This is a genomic window from Streptomyces sp. NPDC001922, assembly GCF_042891165.1.
In the GTDB taxonomy this organism is placed as follows: domain Bacteria; phylum Actinomycetota; class Actinomycetes; order Streptomycetales; family Streptomycetaceae; genus Streptomyces.
Genome location: NZ_JBIASV010000015.1, coordinates 1 through 13267 on the forward strand (window position 1 = coordinate 1; position 13267 = coordinate 13267).

13 protein-coding genes and 2 pseudogenes are annotated in these 13267 nt (G+C 67.6%); 6 read left to right on the forward strand and 9 right to left on the reverse strand.

From position 1 onward, the window contains the following. Positions 1-437: 437 nt before the first annotated feature. Positions 438-908 (forward strand): annotated as a pseudogene (locus tag ACFYYR_RS25970) (protein kinase); the annotation flags it as partial. A gap of 546 nt (positions 909-1454) precedes the next feature. On the opposite strand, the gene ACFYYR_RS25975 reads toward ACFYYR_RS25970, so the two are convergent. Then, entirely contained in the window at positions 1455-2273 is an 819-nt protein-coding gene (locus ACFYYR_RS25975) for an endonuclease/exonuclease/phosphatase family protein (RefSeq protein ID WP_388858718.1), read from the reverse strand. Positions 2274-2419: 146 nt separating this feature from the next. Between ACFYYR_RS25975 and ACFYYR_RS25980 the strand changes: the two genes are divergently transcribed. Continuing rightward, complete coding sequence (locus ACFYYR_RS25980) at positions 2420-2758, forward strand: methyltransferase domain-containing protein (protein WP_388858204.1); 339 nt, start codon at positions 2420-2422, stop codon at positions 2756-2758. 71 nt (positions 2759-2829) lie between these two features. On the opposite strand, the gene ACFYYR_RS25985 is transcribed toward ACFYYR_RS25980, so the two are convergent. Then, positions 2830-3216 carry a hypothetical protein gene (locus tag ACFYYR_RS25985; protein WP_388858207.1) on the reverse strand — a complete coding sequence of 129 codons (387 nt, stop codon included), beginning with the start codon at positions 3214-3216 and terminating at the stop codon, positions 2830-2832. 265 nt (positions 3217-3481) lie between these two features. On the opposite strand from ACFYYR_RS25985, the gene ACFYYR_RS25990 reads away from it, so the two are divergent. Then, positions 3482-5137, forward strand: a complete 1656-nt coding sequence (locus ACFYYR_RS25990) for a Helicase associated domain protein (protein WP_388858210.1) — start codon at positions 3482-3484, stop codon at positions 5135-5137. Between the two features lie 429 nt (positions 5138-5566). On the opposite strand, the gene ACFYYR_RS25995 is transcribed toward ACFYYR_RS25990, so the two are convergent. From ACFYYR_RS25995 to ACFYYR_RS26010, 4 genes are all read right to left on the reverse strand, one after another. After that, positions 5567-5722 (reverse strand): hypothetical protein, encoded by a 156-nt coding sequence (locus tag ACFYYR_RS25995; protein WP_388858213.1) that lies wholly within the window; start codon positions 5720-5722, stop codon positions 5567-5569. 292 nt (positions 5723-6014) lie between these two features. Next, positions 6015-6158: a hypothetical protein gene (locus ACFYYR_RS26000; protein ID WP_388858216.1), complete on the reverse strand. Its 144-nt coding sequence runs from the start codon at positions 6156-6158 to the stop codon at positions 6015-6017. Positions 6159-6582: 424 nt separating this feature from the next. Continuing rightward, on the reverse strand, positions 6583-7845 hold the full coding sequence (ltrA, locus tag ACFYYR_RS26005; protein WP_388858219.1) for a group II intron reverse transcriptase/maturase: 1263 nt from the start codon (positions 7843-7845) through the stop codon (positions 6583-6585). 1057 nt (positions 7846-8902) lie between these two features. Next, entirely contained in the window at positions 8903-9082 is a 180-nt protein-coding gene (locus tag ACFYYR_RS26010; RefSeq protein ID WP_388858223.1) for a hypothetical protein, read from the reverse strand. Positions 9083-9113: 31 nt separating this feature from the next. On the opposite strand from ACFYYR_RS26010, the gene ACFYYR_RS26015 reads away from it, so the two are divergent. Both ACFYYR_RS26015 and ACFYYR_RS26020 read left to right on the forward strand, forming a co-directional pair. Next, entirely contained in the window at positions 9114-9236 is a 123-nt protein-coding gene (locus ACFYYR_RS26015; RefSeq protein ID WP_388858226.1) for a hypothetical protein, read from the forward strand. A gap of 105 nt (positions 9237-9341) precedes the next feature. Continuing rightward, positions 9342-9815, forward strand: a complete 474-nt coding sequence (locus tag ACFYYR_RS26020) for a hypothetical protein (protein ID WP_388858229.1) — start codon at positions 9342-9344, stop codon at positions 9813-9815. Between the two features lie 16 nt (positions 9816-9831). Here the strand turns inward: ACFYYR_RS26020 and ACFYYR_RS26025 are convergent. From ACFYYR_RS26025 to ACFYYR_RS26035, 3 genes and pseudogenes are all read right to left on the reverse strand, one after another. Then, positions 9832-10071, reverse strand: a pseudogene (locus tag ACFYYR_RS26025) (ATP-binding protein); the annotation flags it as partial. Positions 10072-10399: 328 nt separating this feature from the next. After that, complete coding sequence (locus ACFYYR_RS26030) at positions 10400-10867, reverse strand: hypothetical protein (RefSeq protein ID WP_388858232.1); 468 nt, start codon at positions 10865-10867, stop codon at positions 10400-10402. Positions 10868-11675: 808 nt separating this feature from the next. Further along, a complete protein-coding gene (locus tag ACFYYR_RS26035) occupies positions 11676-12209 on the reverse strand; it encodes a kinase (RefSeq protein WP_388858721.1) in 534 nt (177 codons plus the stop codon). A 210-nt stretch (positions 12210-12419) separates the two neighbouring features. On the opposite strand from ACFYYR_RS26035, the gene ACFYYR_RS26040 reads away from it, so the two are divergent. Further along, on the forward strand, positions 12420-13064 hold the full coding sequence (locus tag ACFYYR_RS26040; protein WP_388858235.1) for a LysE family translocator: 645 nt from the start codon (positions 12420-12422) through the stop codon (positions 13062-13064). Positions 13065-13267 lie beyond the last annotated feature (203 nt).

Here is a 13267-nt window from a genome sequence, read left to right on the forward strand (position 1 = left end):
ACTGGGACGGCGACGGCCGCGCAGAACTGGCACTCTTCGGCGGGGACAGGTGGTGGATCACCGACGGCACGGACCGCGACGAGGCATCCTTCACGCTCACCCCCAGCAAGAACCAAGGTTCGCAGACACCTGTTTGATGTCCCAGGCCGTGAAACGGCCAGCCCTGAGGGTACCGGACGGGACCTGCACCAGGACCTGCACCTGCACCTGCACCTGGACGGAGGTTCAAGGGGCTGGCCCACCGGGACCGCGACCCGATCGGACGCCCACGTTCTCACCCCGAGGCGGTCGCCGACGACAAGCCCTACACCTCCCACGGCAATCGCGCCCCCTTGTGACACGATGAACCGGTCCATCGAACGTCGTGTTGACACCCAACTCAGTCGACGCAGACCAGCGCGCTGTACTCGGCCAACTTGGCTGTCGAAGGACACGGTGAACAACGGCTGTCGAAACTCGTGAGCAAAGCCATGCGCTTCCTGCGCGAGCGGTCCGTGCTGCTGCGGCTCACCCACCGCAACATCGTGCGGACCCCGGACCTGGCCGTCAAGGGCGATCTGCCGGCCCTGGTCATGGACCTGATCGACGGCCCCGACCTGCACCGCTATCTGCGGGAGAACGGCCCGTTCCCGCCGGTGGCGGCCGCGCTGCTCACCGCGCAGATCGCCGACGCGCTCGCGGCCAGCCACAGCGACGGCGTCGTGCACCGGGACCTCAAGCCCGCCAACGTCCTGCACATGGACGCCGACAGCGAACTGCACCCCATGCTGACCGACCTCGGCATCGCCCGGCTGGCGGACCCGCCCGGACTGACCCGCACCCAGGAATTCGTCGGCACGCCCAGCCCGCCGCCGCAGACTGGTCGAGGTCCTCCGGCCCCGGACACCGCGCATGACCGAGCAGCCGGTCGAGGACACTCCGCCTTGCGGCCACAGCCCGTCAGCAAGACGCTGCCACAGCGACACCGACGGCAAGTGGTGTCCCCCTGACGGCGAGTTGGCCGCAAGCCCCAACCTTCAGAACACCGGCAAGCGCGTTGGCCCACGCCTGCCGACACCGACCGACACCGGCCGACACCGCCTCGGTAGCGGCCTTCGGTGATTCCCGGCCCCGCCGAACAAACGGCCCGGCCGCTGCCCCGGGCCCCGATGAACGAGCCCGGGTCGAATCCCACGGCACCGACGTCGCCGGCGCCGACCAGCACCTCCCACAACTCCCCCAACACGCCCGCGTGCCGCCGGCGGCCCGGGCCGGGCCGGTGGGGCGGGAGACCAGCTACACGGCCAGACGCAGCACGTCCTCACCGCCCGGGAGACCGGGCCCCAGTCCGGCGACGCGACCGGCGCCGGGCCAGGACCGGGCTACACCCAACGCCCACCCCCATCACAAACAGTCGCTCCCAAGGAGCCTGAAGGCTGTCTCATAACAGCTGGTCAGGGCAGTGCGTGCCGCTCTCAAGGTCTCCGCAGGTGGGCGAAGACAGCGGCGTGGTCGGAGGGCCAGACGCCGTCTACGGGCTCGTCGCCGACGCGGCGGACAGAGGTGACGGAGCCGAGACCTTCAGGGCCGGGTGGGCCTATGTGGATGTAGTCGACGCGGACGCTGGGTTCGCATCCGGCCGCAACATACGGGTTGGCCGCGTCCCAGGTCGCTGACGGTTGCGCTGGGTCTGCGTACTCCCACGCGTCAAGGAAGACCTGGCCGGTGACGGCGGGTGCCGTCTTGTAGCCGCCGAACTGCCGCACCTCATCGGAGTCCGGCCATGCGTTGAAGTCGCCCGTGACGACGGGCGGGAAGTCGGTTCCGCGGCTGTGAGCGGCGACGAACTCGGCCAGCGATCTGACCTGTTGGCAACGAATCGCCGAGGCATCGACGGCTGATGTGAGATGGGTGGTGAAGAACGGCACCTGGTGTGTGGGAGCGTCGATGCGTGTATACAGGGCCAGACGGCCGTCATCGTCGTTTGCACGGGCGGGCAGTTGCGCTACCTCGTGCTCTGAGATGGGCCAGCCGCTCAGGACGGCGTTGCCGATGTCGACCGTCGAGTCTCCAAGCCGCTTTTGCCATCGTTGTGGCGCGCGGGACGGTGCCCAAGTCCAGTGCATGCCGAGGCGGGACGCGAGCCATTCCGCGAGGTTCTCTCCGCCGCAGGCCCACACTTCCTGCAGGCCGACGACATCGGGTTGGAGGTCGCTCAGCACCGCGAGGATGGCCTTTCGCCGTTCCTCCCACGGGCCGAAGCGCCACCAGAGGTTCCACGTCAGTACGCGCATCTCCACCGCCCATTCGTTCCACCCTCGCGACAGCATTGTGAATCATGCAGGCGGTGGCTATCCGGTGAGCGCCAGGTTGTGCAGGCGGCGATGCCAGTTCTCTGCTGTGGGAGGGTCGGCTCATGTCACCCCCTCTCACACGCCGCTTGGCCGCGGTTGTCGACGCGCTGCCGCTCGAACCGCATATGAAGGTGCTGGAGATCGGGTGCGGGCCGGGCGCCGCGGCCCGGGCCATCGCAGCACGGCTGACATCCGGCAGCATCCTGGCCATCGACCGCTCAGCCACCGCGGTCACCCAGGCGGAAACCGCTGATGCCCAGGAGATCGCAGCAGGGCGGCTCCGCGTCCGGCAGGCCGCCCTCGAAGACTTCATCCCCCGACCGGATGAACGCCCCTTCGAACTCGCCTTCGCCGATGTCGGCCGTCTCCGGGAGCCTCGTCGACAGACCCGGTGTGGTGAGGGCGTTGCCGCCGCGCGGTGCTGAACGCGTCGGTGCGCCACGAGCTGGCATTCCGCTCGCGGCGCACCGTGGTCAGGCCTCGGGGAGGCCTGGAATCAGGCGTACCATCCCTTGAGGCAGGCCGTGGGCACCCATCCCCGGTTGCCTGCGTAGGCCAGTTCGACCCACACGTTACTCTTCTTGCCGCAGAGGTTGTAGGTCTGGCCCTTCTTGGTGGCTCCGCTCGAGTCGCAGGTGCCGCCCGTCTTGCCCTTGGGGAGCAGGCCGTAGGCCTTCGAGTCGAGCGACGCCTTCGAGCGGATCCTTACGCTCTCCTTCGCCGTGCCCTTCTGATACCCGCAGTCTGCGGGGTCGCCTCCTGCCCGGGTGGTGACGGTCTTGGTAGGCGTGGCGACGGTGTCGGCCGTGGCCGTGCCGACGGTCAGCGTGGCGAGGAGGGCGGCGCCGGTCATGCCTGCCGCTGCCAACGTGCGTATCTTCATGGGTCGTTCATTCCCCATCGCGATCGTGGTCAGACTTAATGCGTGAACTAGAGCATTAAGTTGGTCGGTACGTTATCGAGTCATGCGCATGCCGTGCAAATGAGCCACGGGACGGTGATGGCGTCCCAGGTGGGTCCCGCGCCAGTCCGCCGCCGCTGCTGCCGGAGACGGCCGCGGAGCTGTACGAGACGGACCCGGTGACCTACCCGCGGCGGGCGGGGGGCGGAGTGGCTGTGCGGGGGAGCACCCGGCAGCCCACCGGCGGGTGGTGCTGGACCGGTTCGCCGACGGCTTGGACGCCGAGGGGTGGGTGACCGACCTGGGGATCCTGGCCAGCTGTCGGGTGCTGGGCGAGGGGGTCGACATCCGCGGCAAGCGCGGAGTCGACGGGGTGGTGTTCGCCGACACCCGCTCCTCACCGGTGGACATCGTGCAGATCACCGGCCGGGGCCTGCGTCAGGAGCCGGGTGAGGGGAAGGTCGCGCGGCTGATCGTGCCCGTCTTCCTGCTGCCCGGTGAGGACCCCGAGGACATGATGGCCTCCCCCAGCTACCGGCCCCTGGTCGCCGTGCTCCAGGGGCTGCGTGCTCATGATGCCCGTGCCCTGGAGAAGATGCAGCTGCACACGGCCAGCTCCCGCGGGAAGGCCACCTCCGTGGTCGCCCTCGACCCCGCACGAGAGAAGGACGAAGACGAAGGCGCTGACGCCGAGGAAGCCGAGGAAGCCGAGGCAGCGGAGGCCGGCGCCGGAGCCGAGGGGGAAGCCGCGCAGGCCGGCGGCGACGGCGAGGAGGGTGAAGAGGCCGCGGCGGGCAGCAAGGCCGCAGGGGCGCAGGAAGCCCGCGCCGAGGACGGCGAACGTGGCGAGGACCGGGGCCAGGAGGACGAGGGCGAACGGGGTGCTGCTGCGGTGCCGCTGCTGCGGTTCTCCCTGCCCCGCAACCCCCACGTCATCGCCGACTTCCTGCGCACCCGGGTACTGCGGCCGGACTCCGAGGTGTGGCTGTCGGGGTACAACGCCCTGCGCAAATGGGTCGAGGCCGAAGGACACGCCCAGGTGCCGATGGACGTGGTCGTGCCGATCCAGGCGACCGAGAACAACGGCGGCGACGGCAACGGCGGCACCTACGCGCTGGGAGCGTGGGTCAGCGAGCAGCGCCGCGCGTTCCGGGCCGGGACGCTGAAGGCCTGGCGGGCCGAGCTCCTGGACGAGCTGGGCATGGTCTGGTCCGTCGCCGACGCCCGCTTCTACAAGAACCTCTCCGCCGCCCGCGCCTACTTCGCGATGCACCGGACCCTGGCCGCGCCGAAGGATGCGGTCATGGACGGGGTAGCGGTTGGCCAATGGCTGGCCAACCTCCGCAAGACCGGCGGACTGGGCAAGGACGCCGAGCGCGCAACGGAGCGCCGGGATGCGCTGGAGCGGATCGACCGGGACTGGAACCCGAGCTGGTCCTTCGAGTGGCAGCAGCGGTACGCCGCGCTCGCCGCGGTGCTGGACGACGGGGGCACGCTGGAGGAGATCCTGCCCGGCGTCACCGTCGGCGGCCAGGACATCGGGGCCTGGCTGCACGCGCAACGCACGGGGTGGGAGCAGCTGAGCGACGGGCAGCGCGAGCGCCTGGCCGAACTCGGCACCACGCCACTGCCCGCCGCCGAAGAACCGCCGGTGAAGGAGGCGAAGACCCGCAAGGGAGCCTCGGCCGCCTTCGAACGGGGCATCGCGGCCCTCGCGCAGTACAAGACCCGCGAGGGACACGTGAAGGTCCCCCGGGCCCACACCGAGACCGTGGTGGTCGAGGACCAGGAGCACGCGGTGAAACTCGGGGTGTTCCTGTCGAACACCCGGAGCCGGCGCGGCAAGCTCCCTGCGGACGCGCTCCGGCAGCTGGCCGGACTCGGGCTGGAGTGGGCGGTGTAGCTGGAGTGCGGGGTGCGGCCCCGGCTGATTCGCCAGTTGATCTCCGAACCACACACGGAGGCCGGCTGCGTCTCCTCCCAGCACCCCGGCCGAGCTTCCAGGCCACCTCGGCACGCCAGGGAGACAGGATCGGTATGCGGGGGCTCCAGGCCGGATCCGGCCTGGAGCCCCCGCATACCGATCAGAACTCATTGCTCAGTTTGTCGTCGTAGCTGTGCTCCGCACGAGCGGAGTTATTCCGCGAGGCCGTTACGGTCTGGGCCCCGGCCGGCGAGCCGCACAATCGTACCTTCGGACGGTCCCGCTGCGGGCTGGCCACGAAGGTTCCATCGTGTGCGAGGCGATCGAGGCCGAGGTCCGGGGCTACCCGCCATGTGCCGCGTGTGGGTGAGTGAACGCCACCCTACTTGTGGCGGCATGCGGCAGTGGTCAGCCGATCCGGTAGCCGTCATAGACGTAGCCGCCCTCGAGCTGAAGATGCCACCACTGCTTGCCGGCGTTGCTGACGCACGACTGGTCGACAGAGCGGTAGTAGTCGTCGAGGTAGCCCGAGACCCTGGAGCTTCCCGCGGGCAACACATGCATGGGAGTGCCCTCCTTGAACCGCATGGCTGTGCTTGAGATGGCGGTGCATGACGATGTGGCGGTCGCGTTCGCTGTGGCGGGCGCGCCCAGTATGGCGGCAGCCAAGGCCGTGGTGATGCACAACGCTTTGAGAGTGCCCTTCACGTTTCTATCCCCCTCCTGCGGAGCTCATCGACGACGCGATCAGTCCGCACATCGGTGTCCGAGGGTTAGCTTGACGTGCAAATCTACTTTCCCCGTAGTCGAGTACCGGCCAAGCGGCATTCAAGTGCAGGTGGGTGAAAACGTAGAGTCATCGCGGAAGTCCTCCGAACAACACCGCCAGGTCGTCGGCCTCGTAGCCGACAGCGACCGGTGGCGGGGCCTGCTGAGCCCGGAGTTCACGCTCGGCCAGGTGCTCGGCGACACGACGGATCACCTGTGCCTCGTCTTCCAAGAGGTATGTGTCCGCGGTGGTGCTCAGATCGTGGCGCCGACGAAGACCCGCAAGGGGGTCTCCGCAGCGTTCGAGCGGGGTGTCGTCGCCCTTGACCCAGTACAAGGCCCGGGAAGGGCACGTGAAGGTCGCAAGGGCCCACGTCGAGACCGTTGTGGTCGACGGCCAGGAGCACGCGGTGAAACTCGGGGTGTTTCTGTCGAACACCCGGAGCCGGCCGCGGCAAGCTCCCTGCGGACGCGCTCCGCAGGCCCAACTCGGACTCGACTGGGCGACGGTGCAGCAGCGCTGGAGGTGCGGCCCTGGCCGTACTGCGCCCCGCGTGGGGACCGAGGCCCGCCGAGTAGCCGAGGGGAATCTCACCCCTCGGCTCTCACAGATCCGTGCGTAACAGTCTCCCATTACACGGCTCTTGCCGCTCTGATCACCAGGCCGACGAGACGTTCACGGTGTAGCGCCAGTGCGCGAACATACGTGGGTACCGCTTCGCGATCTCCTGTAGTTTCGCGCACGCCTTCCGCTTCGCCGCAAGCCGTTTGCACTTCTGGCGGATCCATCGCACCAGGTAGGAGTTGATGCGAGCGAGGAGGGGACCGAGCTCCCGCGGGCGGAAACGCCCGTAGTAGTTGATCCAGCCAGCCACGACCGGGTTGATCCGTCGGGCAAGCTCTACGAAGGACAGATCCGAGCGCGTGTGCAGGCGCCAGGATCGGACCTGCGCGCTCATCTGTTTCAGGGCGTCCTTGCTGACCGCCGGGTCGAAGGACAAGAAGTCCCTGCCATACGTGTCCCGGTTCTTGCGGGCGCGGAAGGTGTAGCCGAGGAACGTAAACGCCGTGTGCTCATAGTCACGCCAACGCTTGCGATCTTTGCAGTACACGATCCGGGTCTTGGCCGGGTGCAGACGCAGCCCTACCTCTTCCATCCTGTTCACAAGAGCAGCCAGCACTTGTTGGGCCTGCCGCTCGGTCACGCAGTGGATCACCGCGTCATCCGCATAGCGCTCAAACTCGACTCCGGGGAACTCCCGGTCCAGCCACAGGTCGAACGCGTAGTGCATGAACAGATTCGCCAAGACGGGAGAAACCGGAGCGCCCTGGGGCGTTCCGCTCTCCCTGGTCAGAAGGCTGCCGTCGGGGTGCTCAAGCGGAGCTTCGAGCCACCGCTTGACATACAGAATCACCCATACGGCATCCGTGTGAGCTTCCACAGCCTTGACGAGCAGGTCCCAGGGCACGCTGTCGAAGAATTTCTGGACATCGAGATCGATGGCCCATTCCTTCTTCCAGCAGCGTTCCCTGCACCGCGCGACCGCGTCCAGCGCCGACCGTCCGGGCCTGTATCCGTAGGAGTCCTGGTGGAATTCAGGATCCACCCTCCGCATCAGATGACGGGCCACGACGGTTTGCGCCACACGATCACCCACGGACGGAATCCCTAGGATTCTCGTACCGCCGCCCTTCGGCTTGGGAATCTCCACCATGCGCACCGGAGGAGGAAAGTAAGAGCCCGATGACATCCGGTTCCAGACCTTGTAGAGGTTGCTCTGCAGGTCTTTCTCGAATTCGGCGATACTCTGTCCGTCCACTCCTGGGGCGCCTCTATTCGCTCTGACGTCCTTCCATGCCTCCATCACTTCCCGCTTTGAGATATCGAACGGCTTGGCCTGTGACTTCAACTGGCCCATCGGATTCCTCCCGGACATCGTCCGGTTGATGCGATCAACACAGTCACGAGCGGCCCGGCCCCTTCGCTCCACGCCCATTACAAGCGTTTCGGCACTACTACGAGCCGGTCCGCCGACGCGCCCCGCATCGGTACTCAGGCCCTCGCGGTTTAAGCCGCTTGGGCGTCTCCCTATCCCCCGCCGGTCATGCACGGGGTGTATCGGTGCGCGTCTTCCCCTGTTCCATGCGAGAGCAGCAGACCGGGCTCACGTCACCTGCATGCCGGACACCGCCCGGCCAGTAAACGGGTATCCGCCGGACTCATCCCAGGACCGGAGTAAAGCCCCGGTTTTGATGTCGTCTTTGTGTGTTTCGACACGTCAGCAGCGATTCGCTCACGCTCGTCTTCCCGGTCCCCACCTGACGCCTCTCACGACGCCTTTTCCTCATCGCTCACCACGACGGTCTTCAGCCAACGCAGCATGAGGCGGTTTGAAGCCTCCCCCCGCAGGGCGGCTCCGAAGGGCCTTCCTTCATCTCTCGCACAGCACCATGTCCAGAAGCTGACCTACGACCAACTCCCTTTCCTGTTCAGGGCGCAACACTCCGCACACTCCATTCTGGCGCGGCCTGCACGGAAGCCTAGCCCGTCCGGGTGAACGCGGGACCGCAACTCCAGATTTCCGGAGCGCGGCGCAGCTGATGGAGGAGGGCGGTGGAGGTATGGCCGGGATATTGCGAGAAGCAGCGGCGTTACTGCGGCACCGCGCCAAGGAGACCGCTCAGCCCCCTGATGAGCAGTGAATGGCGGACCAGGACGAATCGGACGGACTGATGCCAGCCGCATCCATACCGAAGGATAACGGCCCCAGCCGCCCGGTGAGCAGCGGCATCCTCACCTCGTCCGCCCACCCCGACACCCCGGACCAGACCACCCACGCCGGGGAACCCTGAGCTCGGCCACCCACACGACCGCACTGCCATGTGGGCGGCCGAGCGCCGCATATCCGACCGCCATGAGTGCCTGTTTTCATTCCCCGGGCCCGGTCACGAGCCGGGCGAAACCGCACTGGAGCACTACGAGAGGGTGGCGGCATGCTCCCGCAGGAAGGCTCCGGCACGAGCGGCGGCCTCTTCCTTCGTCGCGCACCAAGTGCCGTCTTCGGCCGCGCCGCGCGTTCCGTCCGCACCTTCGCCCGCCCAGGCCCAGCCGCCGGACGACGGATCCTGCACCAGTTCGGCTGTACCGCCTGCCACGGCAGCCGACCGGATTCTCCGGGGTGGTGCTATGACCGCAGTGCCGCCACCCGCCCACGTCATCCTCGCCAACCAGGCCCGGACCAAGTACGCGGCGGCCCTGGAGATGCTGGCCGGACTGCCTCACAGGGGGAAGGCCTCATCCGGTACATGACCAAGGTGGCACTGACCATGATGTCCGGGCAGCAGGCAGTTGCGTCGGAACCTGAGTGACGTCAAGCAAATGTTGACCGTAGGCTCTCGGCGAAAGGCAGGTGCAGTGGACATCACCGTGCAGTGGATCAAGACGTCCTGGACGAAGCAGTCCCGGGGCGGGGAGGCAGCTGCCCGCAGGAACGCGACGCCGGTCGGCTTCTCGTTGCCTCAGGTGCCCTCTGGGTTTGCTCACTTCGTCCAGGTGTCCGAGCGTGACGTCTTCGAGCCACGTTGGAGCCGGAAAGACCTTCGCGAGGTCGGTGTCAGCCTGCGGGACGAGGGTGATCGGCTCCGAGTGCTCGCTCGTGTGGAGCCGCTCTTCGGGCTGCCGCCTCGGCCGCGCAGGCCGCCGGCGGTTCGACTGCTTCCCGGGCAGTGGGTCCGCTGGCAGTTGAACTACCGGTTCACCAGCGCCCTGGGAATCCGCGGTTGGTCGTACTGGCTCGACACGTTCAACATTGCTTACGGCCCTGTCGACCGGGATGTCTTCCTGTCGGAGCCGACCTTGATCGTCGATGAGTGCGGGCCAGTTCGATAGAGCAGGCGGACTGCGCTCAGACGGCTGCTCGTTCCGCTCGGGCGCGGGTGGCGGCGAGGCGGTAGGAGTCGGTGCCGGTTTCGATGATGTTGCCGCCGAAGGTGAGGCGGTCGACGATGGCTGCGCAGAGGCGGGAGTCTGTGAAGGTCTTGGCCCAGCCCGAGAAGGACTCGTTGGAGGCGATGGCGACGCTGTTTTTCTCCTCGCGCTCGGTCAGGACCTGGGAGAGGAGTTCGGCGCCGCGGCGGTCGGCCTGCCCACTCGGCCGACAAGGGCTACATCGGCGCCCGGATCAGCCTCCTCGTCACGATCCAGCGCCCGAAAAGCCGATTCGAGCAGGCCCTGCACACGGACACGCGAACCACCAACGGTGGCCTGCTCAGAAGCCGCGCCCTCGGCGAACGCGCCGCCGCCGAACTCAAGCAACGACGGCGCGTCCGGCGACGCGTCACTCTCAGTCCAGCCGGATCGGCGACATCGCCCAAGCAAAGCCCTCGCCCTCAACGGAATCTGCATATGATCAGCTGAGAAAAGTCAGTGCGTAACTTCGAACGCGTGTCGGCAAAATGGCCCGTCCCCGTCCATCAGGCGCACTTCGGTACACCGCCGCCGCGAACGTAGACGTTGCTGACCCAGCCGCCATGCACTGGCCCCTTGGGGTCGAGGAAGGTCCACCAGGCGCTGGTAGCTCCCCCAGCGGTCACCTTTTGCCCCTTCTTCCGGCAGGTGGCCCGGGCTTCCACGTTCGTCACTCGACCCAGGAGACGGCATCTGCTGGACGGGTAGTTCCGGCAGTTGTTCGCCGACTCGTACGCGCGGACGGCAACGTCTGCGCCCCGCACAGAGACCCTGACTGTCCTCCACGCGTGCTCCTGGTCGGGTTCCACCTCCGGCCTGGAGTGTGCCGTCGACGTCGCCGATGCCGGGGACGCCGGGATGAAGACGGCCCCATGGCCACCTGGATATCCGGCCGGGGCCGCTGCCGCCGTGCCTGCGCTCAGAAGGCCCAGGGCCATTCCAGCGGCGACTCCCGCGCCGAGCTTGTACTTCATGAAACACTCCCCATCCTCAGAAGACCAGTGTCTTTTGATTCTGTTTGTGTTACTTCGAGTTGTTACCCGGAAAGGCCTCGCTCGACATAGTGGGGATTGCGGCTGTCCACCGTCAGTGGTGCTCCACCGGTGAGCTCGGCGATGTCCTTTCGCCGCCGCCCCTCGGCCGACCACAAACACGACCCGTGCGCGAAGCGCCACGCCAACCGGCACATCCCGCAGAACCCGCCAACTCCCGCAACTCAGCCATCTGCGATCGTGCGGGGCCGTGTCCCCTGTGACAGTTGCCCTGACCGGCATCCTGCTCCCCGCTCAACTGTGGTGCGCTATCCAGCCTGGTGTCGGCGGGGCATCTGGTCGATAGCACAGAGTCCACAACTTCTTGGCGCTGAATGAACCAGTGATCCCCCCGGAGACGGGGCGATGGAGGAGTGCCAACAGCGGGCGACGGTGCCGTCGGCTGAGCGTGCGCGCGGGTCGGCGAGTCTGCGGAAGACGGTGATCGCTCCTCTCCGGCGTGTGCACCGTGTCCGAGCGAGCCGTGGTGGAGCATCCGGCAGGCGATGCGTCACCGACTTGCCGCCGCCGGTGGACGCGTTGACCAGGATGTGCGGCAACTGGACGAGATTGCCGGGGAGCACCGTGGGTGCCAGGAGGAGATGTTGCGCGCGTACGGGCCGGGCAGTGCACCTGCGGAGTATGGGAGGTTCGCGCTTGTCGGTCAGAGTCGGGGCTGGACACGGCATGGCCGTACCCGTGGGCGGCCTCATGGTCGGGGCGGGGCCGGCGCGCCGCAACGGTGCTCCGGTCAGCGGTCCACGGCGGGCAGGTGGGCCAGGCCGGTGTCGTGCATGATGCGGTCGACGGTCTCGTGCAGGGCACTGTCGGCGTTGATGACGGTCTCGGTGCCGCCGGGCAGGAGATCGCGTGCCCGGTACCAGTCGCGCAGCTGCCTCTCGCTGACGTCGTCGGCGATCGGCTTGGTGGCGTGCCGGGTGAGTGTTTCGCCGAACGGGACGTCCAGGTAGTAGCCGTGGGTGGAGCCTCGGTGATCGGCGCGCAGCTCCGTGAGCATGTCGCCGTATCGGTCGGCGTAGAGGATGCCTTCGACCACGACGTGGAATCCGGCGTCCAGCGCGTAGCGGGCTGTCAGGTCGATCAGGCCGATGTTCGCGGCACCGGGCCGGTCGTGCTCTCGGAGCACGATGCGGCGGAGATTGTCCTGGCCGACTACGGCCAGGCCGCGGCCGAAGCGCTCACGCAGCCCGGCCGCGACGGACGACTTCCCCGATGCACTGTTGCCGCGCAGCACGACCAGCCGGGTCTCTTCGGTTCCCACCATCACAGCGGTCACGCTACCGACGGTCGCGCCCGGCACCTGGCGCATTCGGAACGGTCGTCACGGGGTGCATGCAGGTCCCGAACGGCAGGAGCGTAGCCTGCAGCAGGCGAGTCAGATACTGCTGATGCGTCGTAGCCGTCCGTAAACAGCCTCGGGCGGCTCCCCACTCCGAGGTGTCAGGTACCCCAGGAACGACCAGGAGGTTGACCGTTGATCACTCTGTCCGCGGTGGGAGGGGTGGCCCTGGTCGAATTGGGCATGGTCCTGACTCCGGGACCGAACATGGTTCACCTCGCCTCCCGAGCGATCACCCAAGGTCGCAGGGCGGGCTTGGTCAGCCTCAGCGGGACCACCGTCGGGTTCCTGTGCTACCTGCTGGCCGCGGCTGCAGGCCTGTCCGCGTTGTTCGCCGCCGTGCCGGTCGCGTTCACGGTGGTCAAGTTCGCCGGGGCCGCCTATCTGGCCTACCTCGCCTGGGGCATGCTCAAGCCTGGCGGCCGCTCGCCTTTCGCTCCGGACCAGGACCTGCCCCCGCTCTCTGACGCCCGCCTGTTCTCGATGGGGCTGCTGACCAACCTGCTCAACCCCAAAATCGCCCTGATGTACGCCGCGCTGCTGCCCCAGTTCCTGGACCCGCAGGCAGGCCCGGCCTGGGCACAGCTGCTCCAGCTCGGTGGTGTGCAGATCGTCATAGCGGTCACCGTGAACGCGCTGATCATGCTGGGCGCGGCACAGGTCTCGGGGTTTCTGGCTGCCCGGCCCCGCCTCATGGCCACCCAGCGGTTCACGGCAGGCGGCCTGCTCGGCGCCTTCGCGCTGCGCACCGCCCTGTCCCGGACCCCCGTCTCCGCCTGACCCCGGCCCGCGCGCCCGATAGGACGAACTGCCCTACACGTTGGTGCAGTCAACTGGGCAAGCCCTGCACCGGACAGCGCTTCCGGCCTCTGCAGTGCTGATCACGGCCCTTTGGCCTGCTTCCGCTGAGGAGGAGCCGCCGGCAGCCGCAGTGACACAGGCCCGTAGTGCTGGAAGCGTTGGGTCCGATGTCGCTTGCTCCG